Origin of the sequence: Salinicoccus luteus DSM 17002, assembly GCF_000712035.1 — a bacterium.
Taxonomy (GTDB): Bacteria; Bacillota; Bacilli; order Staphylococcales; family Salinicoccaceae; genus Salinicoccus; species Salinicoccus luteus.
Genome location: NZ_JONV01000007.1, coordinates 327,358 through 347,936, shown reverse-complemented (window position 1 = coordinate 347,936; position 20,579 = coordinate 327,358). Strand labels below are relative to the sequence as shown.

Here is a 20,579-nt window from a genome sequence, read left to right as displayed (position 1 = left end):
GAGTATGATAATATGACGAATGATTCTAATGGCAAGAAACCTGGATTCCAGTTCAATATCCTCAAGAACGATCCACTGGATGGGCATAAGGGCCAGAATATCGGCTCGATCAGCCTGGAGAACGTCGCTCCCGTCTATGTGAACAAGGACACGGGGGAAACATTCATCGATATGGGTGGATTGCATGCCCGGGCCGAAGTGGAACGGCGTGTAAAATGGGTGACCGACCGGTCTGAAGTTGAAGGGGAGGATGCGGAATCCTACTGGCTGGTATGGGTGAGTGTCGAGCGGATGGATGTCGGCCCGGTATACAGCGGGGTGGCAGCATGCTTTGAGATGGTCAACAGGACGAAACGCCGCGGATACAAGCTGATGCCCGAGCATGTCAACATGATGGACCGTTCCATGAAGGGGAAGATCGACCTGAACGATATGGACCCGGGCAGCCGCTCCGCCCTGAAATCCTTTCTGATATCCCACAATGAGGAAATATGGAACAACTCGGAAGCGCTCCAAAAAGAGATGGAAAATGACTAAATTGTGACGGTATTGTGTCAAAGTCATAAAACGATTGCAGATTGGTCTGCCGAAATATAAAATATATGTAGTTATATGCGATATAACTAGGACACGGTGGCCAGGAGAAATCCTGGCCACTTTTTTGTTCTGTTACGCCTCCGTGCGGGTATGGTCCAATAAAGGATTTCAAGGAGGCATAAAAATGAGGGATATGAAGAAAAGGCTCGATTCCCGGACAATCGAGACATACAGGGAGATGCTCCATGCGGACGGATCGGCATTCGCCGAACGCTTTCCCGGGCTACATAGCAATGAACAGTACCAGATTCTGAGGTCCTTCAGCAGAGCGGAGCAGGCAGCGGTATTTGAAGTCATTTCTCCGGAGGCATTTGCACAGGTCTTCAAATGGTTTTCCCGCAGAAGGCAGCTGAAGCTGTACGGGATCATGGCGGAGGATTACCGTATACGCATGCTGGAGCGTCTGGCGACCGATGACACGCGTCGTTTCATCGAGCCGATGGAGGAAGCGGACCAGCAGGAGATCCTCTCCCGATTGAGCCCGACCAAGCGGCGGTACATGGAGGAGCTCCTGCAGTACGACCAGCACAGCGCCGGGAGCATCATGCGGAAGGAATTCGTCCGAGGGGCACCCGAGGATGATGTGAACATGATGGTTGAAAAGCTGAAGGAGGATACGACGACATATGAAGCGGTGCATTTCGTCTATGTGGTGGACGATGACCAGCAGCTGGTCGGACTCGTCGCATTGCGGGATCTCCTCATTGCCGAAGATTCACGGAAACTGAAGGAGATATGCGATACATCAGTCCATACCGTAACCGTCGACATGGATCAGGAGCAGGTGGCCCATATCATGCAGGACTATGACATCATTGCCGTCCCAGTCGTGGGGGCAGACAATGAACTGCTCGGCATCATCACGGTGGATGACATCATCGATATCATGGAGTTCGAAGCGACGGAGGATGTGGGGGAACTCACCGCCTCGCGGGGGACGACGGACATGGACGTCTCCCCTTTTGGGGCCGCCAGGAAACGGGCGCCATGGATCATGCTCCTCATGGGCCTTGGACTGATTACGGCAAATGTCATCGGTGCGTTCGAGGAGACGCTCGAATCGGTCGTCCTGCTCTCCTTCTTCATCCCGCTCGTCATGGACGCTGCGGGCAACACGGGAACACAGTCGCTCGCAGTGATGGTGCGGACGATATCCACAGGGGAATATCAGAAGCATGGCCTGTGGCGCACGCTGGGACGGGAGCTTGGTGCCGGGGTGATGGTCGGCGCGGCGAGCGGAATCACGATCATTATCCTGATACTGGTCTTCTATCAGGAGCTGTGGCTCGCATTCATCGTCGGCATCTCGCTGCTCCTGACGCTGAGTGTTGCAACGGTCATCGGTACAATCATGCCGATCATCATCAGCAAGCTGAAGATAGATCCGGCTGTTGCGAGTGGGCCGTTCATCACGACCCTGAATGATATCATTGGACTGTTCATCTACTTTTCAATAGCCACCAGCCTGCTGCAGATATAGGCGTAGTCTACACTATGCCGGTATGTTATAATTTACCTTACTTGTAGGTGATATTATGGATAAGAAGGAAACAATGTATCGAATCAACCAGGTCGTCGATATGAATGGCGAAAGGAAACGCTATGAACAGACGGTCAATGCTGAAGTGCTGGAGCGGAAGGACCGCTATCTCCGCTATACGGAGCAGCTGGACGACTATGAAATTGATGTGGTGATGCGTGTCGGTGATGATTTCATCAAGATTCAGAGGCGTGGCATCATCAATATGAATTTTCATTTTCAGCAGGGGGAGACGACGGATACGTTCTATGAGTCTCCGGCGGGGAAGCATCATTTCCGCATCAATACGACCGCGCTCGACATCGGGGAAGTGACGATTGAGATCCGTTACGAATTGTACGACCATAACGGCAAACTCGGAGACTATCATTATAAAATCAGGAAAGTAGGGTAAGCGATGGATTTGAGACAGCAGTTAAGGACATCGATCGAAGCAGCAGTCAGAAAGTCGGGGCTCGTGGAAACCGTACCCCCGGTCAAGGTGGAAGTGCCGAAGGAGAAGGCGAACGGGGATTTCTCCACGAATATAGCGATGGTGCTGACGAAAGAGGCGAAGCGCAATCCGAGGGAGATCGCCCAGGCGGTCATCGACAATCTCGACTACAGGTCGGCCAGTGTGAAGTCCGTGGACATTGCGGGGCCGGGTTTCATCAATTTCAGGATGGACGAGGCGTCCCTGACGGGCATCATCCATAAGGTCCTGTCCGAGAAGGACCGCTACGGCAGCACGGTGCACGAGAACCCCGAAAAGGTGCTGATCGAGTTCGTCAGTGCGAATCCGACGGGTGATCTGCACATCGGCCATGCACGAAATGCGAGCGTCGGTGATACGCTGGCGAACATCATGGCGTTTGCAGGCCATGATGTGACCCGCGAATACTATATCAATGATGCCGGAAACCAGATCGAAAATCTGGCGCTGTCCATTGAAGCCCGCTACCTGGAAGCGCTGGGGCAGGAGCTGTACATGCCGGAAGACGGGTATATGGGCAAGGACATCCAGGTGATCGGCGAGAAGCTTGCCAAGGAGTCGCCTGAACTGATTGATACGTCCCGTGAAGACCGCGTGAAGATGTTCCGTCAGATGGGCGTCGACTATGAGATGGAGAAGCTGAAGCAGGATCTCCATGACTTCAATGTGCACTTCGACAGCTGGTTCAGCGAATCGACACTCTATGAGAAGGGTGAAATCACCAAGGCGCTCGACAAGATGACTGCGAACGGCTATACGTATGAAGCGGATGGTGCACTGTGGCTGAGGACGACGGACTTTGGAGACGACAAGGACCGTGTACTCAGGAAACAGGATGGCACATACACATATCTGATGCCGGACATCGCCTACCACTTCGACAAGGTCGAGCGCGGCTATGACAGGCTGATCAACCTTTTCGGTGCGGACCACCATGGCTATATAAAGCGTCTGAAGGGATCGCTCGGGGCATTGGGTGAAGATCCAGAGCGCCTGGAGATCCAGATCATGCAGATGGTGCGCCTGATAGAAAACGGCGAAGAGGTCAAGATGAGCAAACGTACCGGCAAGGCGATTACGCTGCGCGACATCATCGAGATGATCGGAGTGGACGCAAGCCGCTATTTCCTCGCGATGCGCAGTCCGGATACGCACTTCGACTTCGATCTTGAACTGGCGAAGTCCGAATCGAGTGACAACCCGGTCTATTATGCACAGTATGCGCATGCCCGCATCTGTTCAATACTGCGCCAGGCGAAAGCGGACGGCCATGCGCTCGATATGGACGCGGATCTTGATGTGATTGTACATGAACATGCACTCGAGGTGCTGAAGAAGCTTGCCGACTTCCCAAATGTGGTCAAAGGTGCGGCGGAGAGCCGTGCGACACACCGCATTCCAAACTATATACAGGAACTCGCCGGGGTGTTCCACAAATTCTATAATGCAGATAAGGTGCTGACGGACGACCAGGCAAAAACGGCTGCCTATCTGCTCATGATTGAAGCGGTCAGACAGACTTTGGAGAATGCACTGGGTCTGATCGGCGTCTCTGCACCTGAGCAGATGTAATCATCGCCCCCGCCATGTGGTGGGGGTTTTTTACAGGAATTGAAATCAATGACCAAGGAAGTGGCGGATATGAACAACAGGCTGTCAGTCGTACTGCTCATATTTATCATCACGCTTGCAGGATGTGCTTCGGCCGGTGAAGGTGTGGATGAGGTCGGCCCTGAAGAAACACCGCTCGAGGGGCGCCGCATCGTTTCGCTGATGCCGAGCAACACGGAGATTATTGCTGAGCTGGGGCTTGGGACCAATCTGGTGGCTGTGACGACGGAAGTCAGCCATCCGGAGGCGGTCGTGGAGAATGATGAGGTCGTAAAAATGGATGTGTTTGAGCTGGATGAGGAGCAGCTGATTGCACTCGAGCCGACGCACATCCTTGGACATGAGTCCTCAGTGTCCCAATACGCAGAAACGCTGGGCCGTGTCTCTGAAACGACCGGCGCAGAAGTGCTGATCGTAAATGAAGAGCGGGCCATCGAGGAAATATATGCATCCATTACAGCCATCGGCGAGTTTCTTGGGGAAAGGACGGCGGCCGAATGGCTGATCGAGGATATCGAACGTGATATCAATGTACAGAACAACATCTTTGAGGATCGTTCAGATTCATATGAGGTGTTCATCCATATCTCGGATCAGCCTGAACTCTATACGGCAGGGAGCGGGACCTTCATTGAAGACGCTCTGGCAGAAATCTATATCGACAATGCATTCGATGATCTCGAAGGGTACCCGAATGTCAGTCCGGAGGACGTCATAGAAAGGGATCCGGACAAACTGGTGTCGATCATGGGCCTTGAAGACGCGGAACTTTCGGAATCGATCGATGGAATGCCGGGCTTTTCGGAACTCAAAATCAGCCAGCCTGAAAACCAGTGCAATATATCCCCGGACCTCCTGGCCCGACCGGGCCCCCGGATTGCGGAAGGTCTGAGGGCAGTCGGACGCTGTGTCTATGATTAGGCATGTCGCCATCATTGCAGCAGCCACCTTTCTGGCAGCCGTCCTGAGCCTCTTCATCGGCTCTGTGGATCTGGCTGGGCTCCCGTCCGACCAGACCAGGAATATCATTTTCAACATCCGCCTGCCGCGCGTACTGTTCGCCATCATCCTCGGGGCGGCGCTCGCGATGAGCGGAGTGGTCTTTCAGATTGTGCTGCGCAACCCGATGGCGGACAGCTTCACCCTCGGGATGGCGAATGCCGCCGTCCTTGGCAGTGCGGCTTCGGTCACCGGAGTGCTGCCTCTGGTCCTCCGCCCTTTGGCGAGCATCGCTGCAGGACTGCTGGCCCTGGCACTCGTCCTGGCAGCAGCAAGGCGGCTTGAGACCACCTATCGGCCTGAGACGCTGATCATCATCGGTGTGCTGCTTGGGGCGATGATGAGCGGAGTGCTCTATATCATCGTGCTCATCGCGCCCGATCAGACCGAATCCATCGTCAGATACATGTTCGGCTCCCTATCGGGTGCAGACTACGATGCCGTGCTGCTGACGGGGGCGCTGACCCTGCTGTCGGGTGCAGTACTGTATCGTGCCGGTGGCGCCCTCGACCTGCTCAACCTGGGTGATGCCAGGGCGTACAGCCTCGGCGTCGATGCCAGGCGGATCCGGCCCCTGCTGCTTGTTGTCGCGTCGATTCCCCCGCTTGTTGCGGTCAGCTTCACCGGACTGGTGGCACTGGTCGGCATCATCGTCCCTCAGATGATCCTTTATTTCAGGCCGTTGATGTTCCGGCGGCTCTTCATACTCTCTTCACTGTATGGGGCTTTGTATATCATCATCATCGATACCATCGGACGGACGGCCATTGCACCCATCCAGATCCCCACAGGGGTGATGGTGATGGTTTCTGCGGTGCCGCTCTTCATTTTCCTGATGCACAAGCGGGTGCTCACCGGAGTCCGGCAGTGACATGAGTAGGCAATTGAATATCATCGTGATAAAATAATGAAAAGGCTGTATATTCAGTCTTTTTTTAATTTAAGGGGGAATCATAGTGACACGTAAAACGAGCATTCAGGATATTTTCAAAATCAATTCGGTCTCTTCGCCGAAAGTGGGGGCAGATCAGCGGATCACCACTCTGGTCACGCATCTCGACGAGGAGAAGAATGACTACATCACCAATCTGTACCGGCTTCAGGAGGGGGCCATGCAGCAGCTTACATATCAGCCGGAACGCCTGTCCAACCTCAGACATTCGAACGACGGCCAGTGGATGCTGTTCATCGCAAAGGCGGAAGACAAGCCGCAAGTGTTCCTGATGAACACAGCAGGCGGTGAACGCATCCAGCTGACGAAGGAAAAGGAAGGCGTCAACAGCGCAGATTTTTCGAATGATGGCAAGAAGGTCCACTATCATGTATCCAATGAGAAGGGGAAGGGTGAAGGCGAAGGGGAATCAAAAGACGACAAGGATAAGAAACCGGAACCGGTCGTCATCGACCGGATGAAATACAAGGCCGACAGCCTGGGTCTCCTCAAGGAGAAGTATCAGGCGGTGAAGTCCGTCGACATCGAAACGCGTGAAGTGGAGACCCTGTTCGAAGGGGAGGAGAACTTCACGCTCCACGAAACGATCGGCGGGGATGTGTATGTCTATTCCACAGATGACAGCGAGGATCCCGATTTCAACTTCAATCAGACGCTGTATATCAAAGAGGGAGACCGGGAGCCTCGAGAGGTGCCGACCGCAGAAGGCGGCGTGGTAAAAGTTGAGGCATCACCCGATGGAGCACATCTGCTGATCGTAGAAATGGGACGCGGATTTGAGAATGCCACACATGCGACACTGCATGTATACAACATCGATACAGGGGAGAAGAAGCATATTACCGAAGGGCTCGACAAGCCGGTCGGCGACTATGTCGCTGCAGACACCCAGCAGGCCATCGAACCCAACCCCGCCCAGTGGACATCCGATACACGCTTCGTCTTTCTCGTATCGGACAACGGGAGCGTAAACCTCTACGAAGGGAGTGTGGAAGGCGAAATGAGCCCGCTGCTTGAAGACCGCCACCATATCTTCGGTATGGACGCCACAGAGGAGTTCGCGGTGCTCGCGATTTCCGGACACACTTCTCCAGGTGAACTGTACAGGTTCGACTTCGATTCGAAGCAGCTTGAGCAGCTCACACATGTCAACCGGACATATATCGAGGAGACGGAACTCGTGGACCCGGAGGACATCACGTTCAACAGTGGGGACGGCACAGAAGTGCATGGATGGTTCATGAAGCCCGCAGGCTATGAGGGCGGAGAACGCTATCCGATGATCACGAATATCCACGGAGGACCGCATGCCTTCTATGCCAATACATTCTTCCATGAGATGCAGGTGCTTGCCGCCAAAGGCTACGCCGTCCTTTTCGTGAACCCGAGGGGCTCCCACAGCTACTCCCAATCCTTCGTCGATGCCGTCAGGGGCGACTACGGCGGTGGGGACTACAGTGACATCATGGCCGGAGTCGACTATATCACAGGAAAATACGACTGGATCGACCAGGATAACCTCGGGGTTACAGGCGGCTCCTATGGCGGTTTCATGACCAACTGGATCGTCGGCCATACGGACCGTTTCAAGGCTGCGGTCACACAGCGGAGCATCTGCAACTGGGTGAGCTTCCGTGGTGTTTCCGACATCGGCTACTATTTCACGGACTGGCAGATCCAGGCGGAATTCGGCGATATCGACAAGATGTGGCACCATTCCCCGATCAAGTACGTCGATGCCATCAATACACCGCTGCTCATCCTCCACAGCGAACGTGACTTCAGATGCCCGATCGAGCAGGGGGAGCAGCTGTATATCGCCCTCAAGTATCAGAAGAAGGAGACGCAGTTCATCAGGTTCCCGGAAGCGGATCATAACCTTTCCCGTACAGGAAAACCGAACTTGAGGATCGAACGCCTCACGTACTTGACGGACTGGTTTGGAAAGTATCTGGACTGAGTGTAGAGATTTCCCGGGAAATCCTATCTGAATCCGTCCACCTCTTTGCTGTCCTGCTTAATCCGGAGAAAAAAGGGAAAGTGAAACGGGAGCAACTTTTATGGATGAGGTGAGTGGAATGACCGAAAAGGAAAAGATGCTGCGGGGTGAATACTATGACCCGAAGGATCCAACCCTCGTGCACTTGAGAGATAATGCCGAGAATCTGATGAACCAGTACAACCATCCGCACGGTGAAGAGAAGGGGCGGCTGCTCGACATGCTGTTCGGCTATCATGCCGAAGGACTCAGCATCCGTGCGCCGTTCTACTGCGACTATGGCATCAACATCAAAGTCGGACGCAATTTCTATGCGAACTATAACTGTGTTTTTCTGGATGTCGCGAGGATTACAATCGGTGATGATGTGTTTTTCGGGCCGAATGTGTCACTCATTACAGCCAACCATCCCATCGATCCAGAAAAAAGGCGTCAGGGGCTGGAATATGGTGAGGAGATTACGATCGGCGACAATGTATGGATCGGTGCGGATGCCACGGTCAATCCGGGGGTGACGATCGGTGAGAACACAGTCATCGGTTCCGGTGCGGTCGTTGTCAAGGATATCCCGGCAAATGTAGTGGCTGCCGGCAACCCGTGCAGGACGATTCGGAAGATTGAACCCGGCAGAGAGTGATGGGAACAAAAAGATGTGGCATCCGCACGGATGCCACATCTTATTTTATATTGAAATGCCGAGGTTCCATATCAGTATGAGGTCGACCGTATTCCATAGGCGCAGCATGACATACGTAATCAGGTGGATGCCGATGACATACAATACCAACGGCCAAAAAATGTCGATCGGGCGGTGGCGTATGGCCAGGTAGAACAGGTGCCCCGGATACAGGTTGAGCAGGGTGAATATGATGACGAGTGAAATTCCGAATATGATGAGCAGCGGTGATTCATTGAGGCTGAAGAGCGTATGCAATATCCAGACAAGCAGGAACATCAGTATCGTCAGAACAAATACGACGGACGTGAATACGAGGTAGTATGACAGGAGCACCACCACATTGACGAACGACTTCCTGAACCATCCGACCATGAGGTATAGGAAGAACAGGTTGGCCATGGCGTACAGAGTAAGGACACCCAGGCGGAGCAGAAGGATTTCGAAGAGCAGAACATTGGATATCACTTCCTGTGAGAAGAGTTCGACGCCGAGCAGGTAGCCGAAGATGCCGCTGATGAATGTATAGAGCAATAGGAGGGAAACAGTGATATATGGTGATATATGGAATGTGGGGTTGAACTCCTTATGGAGCTGTTTGATGAATGCTGGTGACATGAATCAGGCCTCCATGTATCGATAGTGTAATGGTAGCACAACTTCCCCGGGATTTATATTTACTCAACCTGTGTTATATTGGAAATGATGAATCGAATGAGAAAGGATGTTGGAAATGACAGAGAAATACAAAGAGCGGGTGGAACGGCTCACATCAATGCTTGATGTCGATATGGTGGTCGTTACGGAACCGACGAATGTCTTTTATTTCACCGGCTGCTATATCCAGCCGCATGAAAGGGTGCTTGCCCTGCTGATCAACGTAAAGACGAATGATACGGCGCTGATGTTCCCGGCGCTCGACCAGGAAGTCGTCAATGATACGGCTGTCGTCGATAACCATCTCCCGTACAATGATGGGGAGGATGCCTTCAGATTGATATTCGAACATGCAATTGATGCAGAGTCACTTGGCATCGAAGGCGGGCATGTCACATACAACCGCTATCAGAGGTTCCTTGAAAACTATACTGCCGATCAGATACACTCCGTAGATGATGAAATCAACCGGCTGCGCGGCAAGAAGGATGCGGATGACAAGGAGAAGCTGCAGGAAGCGGTGGATATTACCGAAAAGGCTTTGGCCGACCTTGTGAACGAACCGGTATCCGGCAGGACGGAGAAGGAAATCGCGGAATTTCTGCTCAGTAGAGTGAAGGCACATGGTGCGGTGGATGTATCTTTCGGTCCACTGGTACTGACAGGGGAAAATTCCGCTCTGCCGCATGGTACATCCGGTGATACGGTCGTCGAACCCGGACACTTCCTGCTCATTGACTTCGGTGTAGTGACGAAGGACCGTTATGTATCCGATATGACGCGCACGTTCATCATCGGTGATCCGACTGAGGAACAGGAGGCCATCTACAACTCTGTACTGAGGGCGAATGAAGCCGGCATACGCCAGGCTCAGGTTGGCACGCCGATGAATACGCTGGATGATGCGGCGCGCGATGAAATAAAGGCCGATGGCTACGGGGAATATTTCACTCACCGCATTGGACATGGACTGGGCCTCGGGCTGCACGAAGCGCCATCACTCGATGCACAGAATACGGACAAGCTTGAAAAAGGGCATGTCATCACTGTGGAGCCGGGGGTCTACAAGGCTGGATTTGGCGGTGTGCGTATAGAAGACATGTTGTATATAGACGATACGACATACATCTTCACCAAGTTTCCAAAAGATATCGACAGCATTACAATCGAAGGATAGAGAAAACCCGTTTGGTGAGCCAAACGGGTTTTAAGTATTCACATCCGCCTGACGCGGGCGCTGCCTTGACTGCAGCGCCAGGATGAGAAGTCCCATCAGCAGCATGAGGAGGCCTACCCAGGACCACAGTGCAAGCACTTCCCCCACGAACAGCACTCCGAGCAGCGAAGCGGTCAATGGCTCGGCGAGTGCCAGCGTGACGGCGGAAGAGGATTTTACGGATTTCAGCCCATAGGCGAACAGGAAATATGCCAGTCCTGTGCCGAACAGGCCGATATAGAGGACTGCAGAGATGCCATTTGGCGTCATCAGCCATGACTGGTCATTGAACAGCAGGAATGGGGTGAGCATCAGGGCACTGATTGTAAAGACGATGGCGGCGGTGGCGATCGGATGGTGGTGCTGTACGAGCCTGGAGTTCATTATCGTGTAGCTGGCAAAGGAGACGCCCGCGCCGAGCCCAGAGAGTATGCCGAGCGGATCGACGGTAATCGATCCCGTATTGAACATCAGAATGGCACATCCGGTGATGGCGAGTATGGTGGAGATCCACCATACCCGGCCGGGCCGGACTTTGAAGAACAGCCACTCGATCAGCCCAGAGAAAACAGGTGCACTGCCGATTGACGCCACCGTCCCGACCGCGACGCCGGTCAGTGTGACTGCATTGAAGAAGAAGGGCTGGAAAAGCGCCATGGCAAGCCCGGCAGTCAGAATGATTTTCAGGGGCCAGCCCCTGAAGGTCAACTGGCCAAGGAGCCGGGCGATGATGAGGAGGATGAGGCTGCCGATGATCAGGCGCATGGCTCCGATCGATATGCTGTCGACGCCTGGCGGCAAGTATATCTTTGCAGTGCCTACCGTCCCCCAAAGTATTGCAGCGATGAGAATGATCACAGGTGCGAGACTGGCTTTCATTATGCTCCCTCCGTTTTAACAGTTGGTCGATGTGGTATTGAGTGAACATGGAACGAATCATATTATAGATACTATACGCCATAATGGAGTATAATTTCCATAGGAATATTCAGATACTTGAAAGGAATAGACTGATGATAGATACATTTATGGGATTCGACCCATGGCTGCAGGCGCTCACAGCGACACTGTTCACATGGATTACGACGGGGCTCGGGGCAGCCGTCGTATTTTTCACAAAGGAAGTGAATGACAAGTTCCTCGATACGATGCTCGGCTTTGCAGGCGGCGTCATGATTGCAGCGAGCTTCTGGTCCTTGCTCGCTCCGGCGATCGAACACAGTCAGAGTCACTTCATCGGGGAATGGTTCCCGCCAGCAGTCGGTTTCCTGCTCGGGGGACTTTTCATCTATGCATTCGACCAATTGATTCCCCACGCTCACAGGAATGCGCCGGAAGACCGGATGGAAGGCTGGCGTGCGAAGAAAAAGCGGCGGAGTACACTCCTCGTATTCTCTCTGACACTGCATAACATTCCGGAGGGCCTCGCCATCGGAATCGCGTTCGGTGCCGTTTCCGCCAACGGAGATGGTGCAGCAATCGCAGCAGGTGCTGCAACCCTGGCGCTTGGCATCGGCCTTCAGAACATTCCGGAAGGAATGGCGGTCTCCATGCCACTGCGGGGTGAGGGCATGTCGCGCACGAAGAGCTTCTTCCTGGGGTGGATGTCGGCAGTAGTCGAACCGATTGCTGCAGTCATCGGTGTGCTGGCCATTTCGATCATGAGTCCGACTCTGCCGTATGCTTTGGCTTTGGCGGCAGGTGCAATGATTTTTGTCGTCGTCGAAGAGGTCATTCCGAGCACTCAGGAAAACGGGCACTCGGACCTTGCAGCAATGAGTCTCATGCTTGGATTCACCCTCATGATGATCCTCGATGTCGCGCTCGGGTAGAATAATACGAATTCATGTTTAGCACCCCCTCCCCATATGGGTATAGACAACAGATTAGACAAGGAGGAATGACTACATGAAAGTACTTGTTATTGGTGCAAATGGCCAGGTCGGCCATCAGCTTGTAGAGAAACTGAAAGATAAAGGCCATCAGCCGGTGGCGATGGTCCGCAAGGAAGAGCAGGTGGAACAGTTCAAGGAGAAGGGAATCGATACGGTGCTCGGTGACTTGCAGAAGGACTTCTCCCATGCTTTTGAAGGTGTGGATTCCGTTGTGTTTGCAGCAGGGTCCGGCGGCGATACAGGTGCCGATATGACGGTGCTGATTGACCAGGAAGGTGCAATAGAGTCCGTGGATAATGCGAAAAAGGCTGGTGTCAAACATTTCGTCATGCTCAGTTCCATGGGTGCAGATGCACCTAAAGACGCAGAACAAATGCAGTATTATCTGTATGCCAAACACCGTGCGGATGAATATCTCAAGGCTTCAGGCCTCGATTTCACCATTCTGCGTCCAGGTATGCTGACGAATGATCCGGGGACGGGCAAGGTCAGACTCTTTGAAGGCGGTACAGAAATCGCTGAAATTCCAAGGGAAGATGTTGCAAATGTACTGACGCACATCGTCGATACAGATAAGCCTGAAGGCAGGACGTATTATCTGCATGAAGGCGATACGCCAGTGGAAGAGATACTATAATAGATATCAAAAAGCTGCAGAACCTGTGAGAGGTCTGCAGCTTTTGCGTTCTGCACGTGTTTGGCCGATCTGAGGGTGCTTAATTCATCTGAGTCACGAAGACAAGTTAGGCAATGCCATCACCTACACTGTTTCAGGTGTCAGTGACTCCTTCGATTTTTCCTCTCCATAATGCTTATCGAGGAAGTCCTCCCTTTCCTCATCGGAAATCTTTTCGATGCCGATGCCTGTTGCGGCAAGGAGGATGGAAATGAACGGCACGACCAGATTGAAGATTGCATAGGGCGCATATTCCCAGGCTGCGACACCGAGCACACCGTATATGAAGACACCGCATGTATTCCATGGGATGAAGACGGATGTCAATGTACCGCCATCCTCAAGCGCACGGGAGAGGTTTTTGGAATGCAGGTTCTTTTCGACATAGGTTCTTAGAAACATCCGTGAAGGGACGACGATGGATATATACTGTTCGGAACATGTAGCATTTGTTGCGAACGCAGCGACGATGGTCGAAGTGACGATACCGAGTGTCCCTTTGGCGATTTTAATGACCTGTCTCATGATGGCCTGCAACATGCCGCTGTATTCCAGAATTCCGGCGAAGGTCATGGCAACGATGGTCATTGATACCGTGTACATCATCGACTCCAGACCGCCATTGTTGAAGAGCTCGTTGATCATATCGTTATTGGATTCGATGACATAACCACCCTGCAGTGTGGCGATTGCGGTTCCGAGGTCCCCGCCCTGGATAAGGATATGGCACAGGAATCCGAGAACAATACCGACGATCAGCGCAGGGATGGCGGACATTTTGAAGGCAATGCATACGATGACGGCGAGCGGAACGAGCAGGAGCCACGGTGAAATGAGGAACTGCGCGTCGAGTGCCTGCATCATGCCCGAAATTTCGGCGTCGTTCGTATTTCCCTGCCCCCCGAACTGCCGCCCGAGGAAGAAGAAGGCGATGAGTGCGATGATGAGCCCTGGAATGGTCGTATAGAACATGTGCCTGATATGTACGAACAGATCCGTGTTTGTAAGTCCCGAAGCCAGGTTCGTCGTATCGGACATCGGGGACATCTTGTCACCGAAATAGGAACCGGATATGACGGCGCCTGCGACCATTGCCGGCGGAATGCCCATGCTCATGCCGATGCCCATTCCTGCAACACCGACCGTTGCCATCGTGGACCAGGAGCTGCCGATGGACAGTGCCACAATCGCACAGAGTACTGTAATCGTGACCAGGAACAGCGCCGGACTGATCAGCGCCAGGCCGTAGTAGATCATTGTGGCGACGATGCCCCCGCCGATCCATGAGCCGATGACGAGGCCGACGAGTATGATGATGACGATTGCCGGCAGTGCCAGGCGGATGCCTTTATACATCATATCCTCGATTTCTTTCCATTTATATCCGTAGAGCATGGCCACAATCGCTGCGGAAGCGGTGCCAAAAATGAGCGGCAGATGTGGGTCCTGTTCCAGCCAGATGACCGCCGTTCCCATTGCTGTAATCATGAGCAGCAGCGGCAATAGTGCCATGAAGATGTTGAAGTCTTTCTTTTCCCTTTGTTTTTCCATATTTATCACCCAAGCATGATTATATAACAACGGGACATTGATACTGAAATGATTATACGAATATTCACATATATTTTATGAATACTATTACACTGTAGACATGTGATGACGGACAAGCGGCTCACGGGAGGGCTTCTTTGGTTTAGAAAATGCCAAAAAGGTGAATTTAATGAGAGAGAAGCAAAAGGGAGGGACTTTCATGAAAACGTCAGCAGATGTGATCATCGATCTGATTGAGCGGTTCGATGTTCATGACCCGGGGGCGCGGAGGGCGCATGGAAATGGTGAGCATCACGAAGCGACGGTCCACCTGAATGATGAAGGGAAGCAGATTTTTGGGGATGTTGCACAGGCGACCGTGCGGCTGTCGAATGCAGCGACTTCAGAAAAGATGCCAGACAAGATGGTGAACATCAAGGGGTGCTCGGTCAGGTTCCATCATCCATTGAGGCCGATTGACATCATCGGTGTCAATTTTCCATATTTCCCATTGGGTACCGCAGCTGAAGTCACCAGCGTAATGTATAACGTCAAGCTGTATTTGGAGCAGAAGAACGTCCGCCGGTTCATCAATATATTCCAGCCCGGCGGACTATATCGGGATCTGGATACACTACTAAAATGGCTGCCGAAGCGGACGGATATGGATTATAAGTATTACACGGCCCAGAGCTATGGGGGCGATCCGCTTAAATTCCGTCTGGACTATGACCCGCAGACCAGCAATATCGAACTCTATGCAGAAAGGGATGCACACGTTACAGAGTATCGTCCGGAAGATGAAACGCATCTCGGTCATATCTCGGTCGACCAGAAGGTGAACGGCGAGGAAATAAAATTCCTCGATACGATGAACGCCCCATTCGGCCGGGATCCGAATGGAGAGATACCGCTGCTCCGACATTTCCTTTACAGACGGTCATTCCTCGGGCGCATGGAGGAGGCGGAACTCGATCAGAAGAAATTCGATATGCTCGAGGAGCTTTGGAAGGAGGAGCAGCTTTTTGTCCTTCTGAAAAGTCCGCAGCTCCATGACGCAGTGCAGAAACTGCTCGAATCGGAGACCCGGATGTCCGTCCGGGAATTCAGGCGAATGCTTGATCAGGCATATGGCATGGACTATGATGCAGAAAATGTCCGGAACTATATGGAGACGGTATGGGAGCATTTCAGAAAGGATGCAGATGAAGGTGAGACAACCCGATATCAGGAGTTGCAGGGGGCTTCCAATATCGATGAAATCCATACATTCATAGCCGGCATGGCCCTGAAGCATGAAGTGCCGGAGCTGCTTGACTCGATTGTCGTCAAACTTTTGGGGAGACACGAAGTGCAGAGGATACAGAAAGGAAGGATATAGATGTTGAACAGAAAATATGAACTGAATGATGGCAGCACGCTGCCGGAGATCGGACTGGGCACGGTGAACATCCAGGGCGCCAGAGGAGTGAACAGTATTCTGACAGCCATTGAAGAGAATGGCTACCGGCTCATCGATACTTCCACAAACTACAACAACGAAGGTGCAGTGGGGGAGGCCATCCGCCGGACGACGGTGCCCCGCGAGGAACTGATCATCAGCTCCAAGCTTCCGGGTGCAGCACATGACTATGACAAGGCAATATATATGATCCAGGAATCACTGTACCGCATCGGCATCGACTATTTTGACAAATACCTCATCCATTGGCCGCTGCCGAAGCAGGATAAATATGTCGAGGCATGGCAGGCTCTGATCGATGCACAGAAGTTCGGGCTGATCAAGACGATCGGGGTATCGAACTTCCTCGCCGAACACCTCGAACGGCTCATCGAGGAAACAGGCGTCACACCGGCAACCAACCAGATCGAACGGCACCCATATTTCAACAACAAGGAACTAGTGGAAACGAACAGGAAGCATGGCATATTGACCGAGGCATGGAGCCCGTTTGGACGTGAAATCAATGATGTGCTGGAAAACCCGACAATAAAGAAGATTGCCGATAAATATTCCAAATCAACGGCTCAGGTTATCATACGATGGAATGTTCAGAATGGAGTGCTGGTCATCCCGAAATCCGATTCTCCGGCACACCAGAGGGAAAACCTCGATGTATACGGATTCGAATTGACACAGGAAGACCTTGAAGCGATAGATGCACTCGACAAGGGTGAACCCGGCAGGGTGGAGGACCAGCATCCGAATGAATATGAGGAATATGTATAGGAGAGGCCAAAAAATTTATAGATATTAAAAATAGAACGTCCTCGGGGACGTTCTATTTATTTTTCTATTTTAATCTCTTCGTATTTCCTGAACCACTCCGGGAAGATCTTCTTGAAGGCGACTGGCTTGAACTCGCCATCGACCTTCTTGACGATGATATGGGTCGTTGTGCCTTCTGTACATACTTCGCCGTCAGCATTGACGACCTGATAGCCATAAGTTGTCCGCATCCCGGTATTTTCCACAACCCATGTCCTGACCGAGGCACGGTCTCCGTATTTCAAGGCCTTCTTATATGTGACATCGACATTATAGACCGGAGCGTAGTATCCCTCGCGCTCCATTGTGACATAGTCATAACCGATGTCCTCGATGAGCTGCATGCGCCCGACTTCGAACCATTTCAGGTAATTGCCATGATAGATGACGCCCATCATATCGGTATCGGCATACATGATCTGGATTTCTCTTTCGGAAACGTAACCCTGTTCCATTCTATACTCCCTTTCTCTCTTTTTATTGTTAAAAATATTATAACAAACTGTCAGAATCGGGTCCTCTGTCGGGTTCAGCGTCCATAATTTTTATAGGTATGCTAAATGTGCTTATTGTTTAACTGAAAAACTAAATTTTAAAGTCTATTTATGATAATACATTGATTTAATATTAAATTAGTTGTACTATTAAACCAATTAATAATATACGGGAGCGGTAAATCGAATGAGAAAATATTTTATTCTTTTTGTAAGCGTATCCATCCTCCTGCTTCTGGGCGCATGCTCCAATGCATCGTCAGAAGCAGGAGGTGGACACAATATGATTCTTGCACACAATCACCCAACGGACCATCCGGTACATAAATCGCTTGAAAAATTCAAAGAGGAGGTCGAGGCGCGTTCTGATGGTGATATGTCGATCGCACTCTATCCGAATGGACAGCTCGGGGATGAACGGGAAGTCATCGAGTTGACCCAGACGGGTGCGGTGGATGTCACCAAAGTCAGTGCGGGGGCGCTTGAGAGCTTCCGTCCGGAGTATTCCATTTTCGGCCTGCCCTACCTTTTTGAAGATACCGATGAATTCAAGGAGAAGATGTCGGATCCCGAGATTACGGATGTCATATACAATGCGTCGGAGGATATCGGCTTCGTCGGTCTGACATATTTCGATGCCGGGAGCCGAAGCCTTTACACACGGGATCGTGTAGTTGAGGATACGGAAGATATGGAAGGGTTGAAGGTGCGGGTCCAGCCGAGTGCCACAAGCGTGGCGATGATTGATGCACTCGGTGGTACGCCGACGCCGATGGCCTACGGGGAAGTGTATACATCACTGCAGTCGGGCATCATCGATGCGGCCGAGAACAACCTGACGTCACTCGTCAGCTCGAAACATGGGGAAGTGGCGAAGCACTGGATGTATACCGAGCACGCGATTGTTCCGGATATGCTCATCATGAACAAGCAGAGGCTCGACCGCATGACGGAAGCAGAGCGCCAGATCATCCGTGATTCGGCGGATGCTGCGAATGAATTCCACGAAGTCGTATGGAATGAAGCGACTGAAGCGGCGGCGGAAGAGGCGCAGAATGAAATGGGTGTGGAGTTCCATGATGTGGACAAGTCCTCCTTCATCGAATCTGTCCAGCCGCTCCATGATGAGATGAAGGCCGACGAGACAATGCGGCCGATCTATGAACTGTTCAAGGGAGGAGATTCTGATGAAGAAAGCTAAACGCATAGTGGACACCCTCATCCTCACTTTCGCAAGCATCGCCATCATCGCCATGACACTGATGTCCATCTGGCAGGTCATCGCCAGGTATATATTGAACGATCCGAGCACGATGAGCGAGGAGATCATCAGATATACATTGATATGGTTCACGCTGCTCGCTGCAGCCTACGTCTTCGGCAAGAACAAACACATTGCCATCCTGTTCGTTCGTGAAAGGATGGGCTGGAATATGCAGGTGGCGTTGACATACCTGGCACAGATCGCGATCCTGCTCACGGCAGCCATCGTATTCATCTACGGCGGCATCCGGATCACAATGCTGACATCGCCCCAGATTGCCCCTGCCACGGGCATCTCCATGGGATTCGTCTATGCGGCGCTGCCGGTGTCCGGAGTCATCACACTGTTCTATACGATCTATAACATCATGACCATAGAAAGGGTCGCGAAAAAAGAGGATGAGGATGTGAAAAGTCTATGAGTTTGACAGTATTATCAGGAATCGTAATCTTCGGACTGCTGCTTTTGTTCCTGGCAATCGGCTTCCCGATCGCCATTGCCATCCTGCTCAGTTCACTTTTCACGCTCATGCTCATCATGCCATTCGATACGACGATACTGACAGGGGCACAGCGCCTCGTCACTGAAATGGACAGCTTTACGATGCTCGCGGTGCCATTGTTCGTGCTTGCAGGCATCATCATGAACAACGGCGGCATCGCCTTCAAGCTGATCAACTTTGCCAAAGTGCTCGTCGGCAGGATGCCGGGGTCACTGGCCCATACGAATGTTGTCGGCAATATGCTCTTCGGTTCGATTGCTGGATCCAGTGTGGCATCTGCTGCGGCAATGGGGCGCATCATGACGCCGATGCAGCTGAACAGCGGCTATGACCGCAAATATGCAGCAGCGGTCAATATTGCATCTGCACCTGCCGGGCTGATCATCCCGCCGACATCCATCCTGATCGTCTATTCACTCGTCAGCGGCGGCACATCCATCGCCGCACTGTTCATGGCCGGCTATATTCCGGGAATCCTCTGGGGACTGGCAACGATGCTCGTCGCCTTTGTACTGGCGAAGAAATACAAGTATCCAATCTCCGAGAAAATCTCCTGGCGGGACAAGGCGTACCTCACACTGGACGCCATCCCGAGCCTGCTCCTCATCGTCATCGTCATCGGCGGCATCGTCGCCGGCATCTTCACCGCAACGGAAGGTGCTGCAGTGGCTGTGGTCTATGCCACGATACTCTCGATGATCTACAAGAACCTGAAAATAAGGGAAATTCCAAACATACTCAGGGAAACGGTTGAAATCACAGGGATGATCCTGCTTCTGATCACCGTCTCGGGGATCTTCTCACTGGTCATGTCCTACACAGGGCTGCCGAACGCCATCAGCAATTCACTGCTTTCCCTGACGGACAATACAATCATCATTCTGCTGCTCATGACCGTCATCCTGCTCGTCATCGGGACCTTCATGGACATCACACCGGCGGTACTGATATTCACACCGATATTCCTGCCGATCGCAATGGACATGGGCATCGACCCGATCCACTTCGGCATCATCATCACGTTCAACCTGTGCATCGGCAACATCACACCGCCGGTCGGATCTGCACTGTTCGTCGGTGCGAGTGTGGCCGACATCAGGATAGAAAAGGTCGTGCCGGTCCTGATTCCATTCTTCATCGTACTGTTCATCATGCTGCTGATCGTGACATTTACGCCGGTTCTGAGCATGTTCCTGCCGGAACTGTTCAACCTGACATAAGCTTCAACAA

20 protein-coding genes are annotated in these 20,579 nt (G+C 52.3%); 16 read left to right on the top strand and 4 right to left on the bottom strand.

Translation table 11 applies throughout. The features are described 5' to 3' along the window. Positions 1–12 precede the first annotated feature (12 nt). The 8 genes from BO53_RS0104370 (at position 13) to BO53_RS0104335 (ending at position 8,807) form a co-directional block, all read left to right on the top strand. Positions 13–537, top strand: a complete 525-nt coding sequence (locus tag BO53_RS0104370) for a YwhD family protein (RefSeq protein ID WP_031545852.1) — start codon at positions 13–15, stop codon at positions 535–537. A gap of 184 nt (positions 538–721) precedes the next feature. Next, a complete protein-coding gene (gene mgtE / locus BO53_RS0104365) occupies positions 722–2,077 on the top strand; it encodes a magnesium transporter (RefSeq protein ID WP_031545849.1) in 1,356 nt (451 codons plus the stop codon). A gap of 55 nt (positions 2,078–2,132) precedes the next feature. Continuing rightward, positions 2,133–2,531: a YwiB family protein gene (locus BO53_RS0104360; RefSeq protein WP_031545847.1), complete on the top strand. Its 399-nt coding sequence runs from the start codon at positions 2,133–2,135 to the stop codon at positions 2,529–2,531. A 3-nt stretch (positions 2,532–2,534) separates the two neighbouring features. Beyond that, complete coding sequence (gene argS, locus BO53_RS0104355; RefSeq protein WP_031545844.1) at positions 2,535–4,181, top strand: arginine--tRNA ligase; 1,647 nt, start codon at positions 2,535–2,537, stop codon at positions 4,179–4,181. A gap of 48 nt (positions 4,182–4,229) precedes the next feature. Further along, a complete protein-coding gene (locus BO53_RS0104350) occupies positions 4,230–5,141 on the top strand; it encodes an ABC transporter substrate-binding protein (RefSeq protein WP_156956088.1) in 912 nt (303 codons plus the stop codon). Beyond that, entirely contained in the window at positions 5,134–6,090 is a 957-nt protein-coding gene (locus BO53_RS0104345; protein ID WP_031545839.1) for a FecCD family ABC transporter permease, read from the top strand. Before BO53_RS0104350 ends, BO53_RS0104345 begins: the two co-directional genes overlap by 8 nt. An 85-nt stretch (positions 6,091–6,175) precedes the next feature. Then, the gene (locus BO53_RS0104340) at positions 6,176–8,131 is read left to right on the top strand and encodes a S9 family peptidase (RefSeq protein ID WP_031545836.1); all 1,956 of its coding nucleotides are present in this window, start codon (positions 6,176–6,178) and stop codon (positions 8,129–8,131) included. A gap of 100 nt (positions 8,132–8,231) precedes the next feature. Next, positions 8,232–8,807 carry a sugar O-acetyltransferase gene (locus BO53_RS0104335; RefSeq protein ID WP_245608189.1) on the top strand — a complete coding sequence of 192 codons (576 nt, stop codon included), beginning with the start codon at positions 8,232–8,234 and terminating at the stop codon, positions 8,805–8,807. A 45-nt stretch (positions 8,808–8,852) separates the two neighbouring features. Here the strand turns inward: BO53_RS0104335 and BO53_RS0104330 are convergent, their stop codons facing one another. Beyond that, entirely contained in the window at positions 8,853–9,464 is a 612-nt protein-coding gene (locus tag BO53_RS0104330; RefSeq protein WP_031545831.1) for a hypothetical protein, read from the bottom strand. Between the two features lie 115 nt (positions 9,465–9,579). On the opposite strand from BO53_RS0104330, the gene BO53_RS0104325 reads away from it, so the two are divergent. Then, a complete protein-coding gene (locus BO53_RS0104325; RefSeq protein WP_031545829.1) occupies positions 9,580–10,680 on the top strand; it encodes a M24 family metallopeptidase in 1,101 nt (366 codons plus the stop codon). A gap of 30 nt (positions 10,681–10,710) precedes the next feature. Here BO53_RS0104325 and BO53_RS0104320 read toward each other — a convergent pair whose 3' ends face one another. Next, positions 10,711–11,598, bottom strand: a complete 888-nt coding sequence (locus BO53_RS0104320) for an EamA family transporter (RefSeq protein ID WP_031545828.1) — start codon at positions 11,596–11,598, stop codon at positions 10,711–10,713. A 134-nt stretch (positions 11,599–11,732) separates the two neighbouring features. Here BO53_RS0104320 and BO53_RS0104315 point away from each other — a divergent pair, with 134 nt between their 5' ends. Together BO53_RS0104315 and BO53_RS0104310 are read left to right on the top strand one after the other, a co-directional pair. Further along, the gene (locus tag BO53_RS0104315; RefSeq protein WP_031545826.1) at positions 11,733–12,551 is read left to right on the top strand and encodes a ZIP family metal transporter; all 819 of its coding nucleotides are present in this window, start codon (positions 11,733–11,735) and stop codon (positions 12,549–12,551) included. Positions 12,552–12,627: 76 nt separating this feature from the next. Further along, the gene (locus tag BO53_RS0104310; RefSeq protein WP_031545823.1) at positions 12,628–13,251 is read left to right on the top strand and encodes an SDR family oxidoreductase; all 624 of its coding nucleotides are present in this window, start codon (positions 12,628–12,630) and stop codon (positions 13,249–13,251) included. 123 nt (positions 13,252–13,374) lie between these two features. On the opposite strand, the gene nhaC is transcribed toward BO53_RS0104310, so the two are convergent. Further along, positions 13,375–14,841 (bottom strand): Na+/H+ antiporter NhaC, encoded by a 1,467-nt coding sequence (nhaC, locus tag BO53_RS0104305; protein WP_031545821.1) that lies wholly within the window; start codon positions 14,839–14,841, stop codon positions 13,375–13,377. 199 nt (positions 14,842–15,040) lie between these two features. Here nhaC and BO53_RS0104300 point away from each other — a divergent pair, with 199 nt between their 5' ends. Both BO53_RS0104300 and BO53_RS0104295 read left to right on the top strand, forming a co-directional pair. Next, entirely contained in the window at positions 15,041–16,201 is a 1,161-nt protein-coding gene (locus BO53_RS0104300) for a catalase family protein (RefSeq protein WP_031545818.1), read from the top strand. Then, a complete protein-coding gene (locus tag BO53_RS0104295) occupies positions 16,202–17,050 on the top strand; it encodes an aldo/keto reductase (protein ID WP_031545816.1) in 849 nt (282 codons plus the stop codon). Positions 17,051–17,106: 56 nt separating this feature from the next. Here BO53_RS0104295 and BO53_RS0104290 read toward each other — a convergent pair whose 3' ends face one another. Beyond that, positions 17,107–17,544: an acyl-CoA thioesterase gene (locus tag BO53_RS0104290; protein ID WP_031545812.1), complete on the bottom strand. Its 438-nt coding sequence runs from the start codon at positions 17,542–17,544 to the stop codon at positions 17,107–17,109. Positions 17,545–17,770: 226 nt separating this feature from the next. Here BO53_RS0104290 and BO53_RS0104285 point away from each other — a divergent pair, with 226 nt between their 5' ends. The 3 genes from BO53_RS0104285 to BO53_RS0104275 are packed head-to-tail and all read left to right on the top strand — an operon-like array spanning position 17,771 to position 20,569. Continuing rightward, positions 17,771–18,784, top strand: a complete 1,014-nt coding sequence (locus BO53_RS0104285) for a TRAP transporter substrate-binding protein (protein WP_031545810.1) — start codon at positions 17,771–17,773, stop codon at positions 18,782–18,784. Continuing rightward, positions 18,771–19,268 carry a TRAP transporter small permease gene (locus tag BO53_RS0104280; protein ID WP_031545808.1) on the top strand — a complete coding sequence of 166 codons (498 nt, stop codon included), beginning with the start codon at positions 18,771–18,773 and terminating at the stop codon, positions 19,266–19,268. The genes BO53_RS0104285 and BO53_RS0104280 overlap by 14 nt, the downstream gene beginning before the upstream one ends. Further along, positions 19,265–20,569 carry a TRAP transporter large permease gene (locus BO53_RS0104275; protein WP_425414476.1) on the top strand — a complete coding sequence of 435 codons (1,305 nt, stop codon included), beginning with the start codon at positions 19,265–19,267 and terminating at the stop codon, positions 20,567–20,569. The genes BO53_RS0104280 and BO53_RS0104275 overlap by 4 nt, the downstream gene beginning before the upstream one ends. Positions 20,570–20,579: the final 10 nt, after the last annotated feature.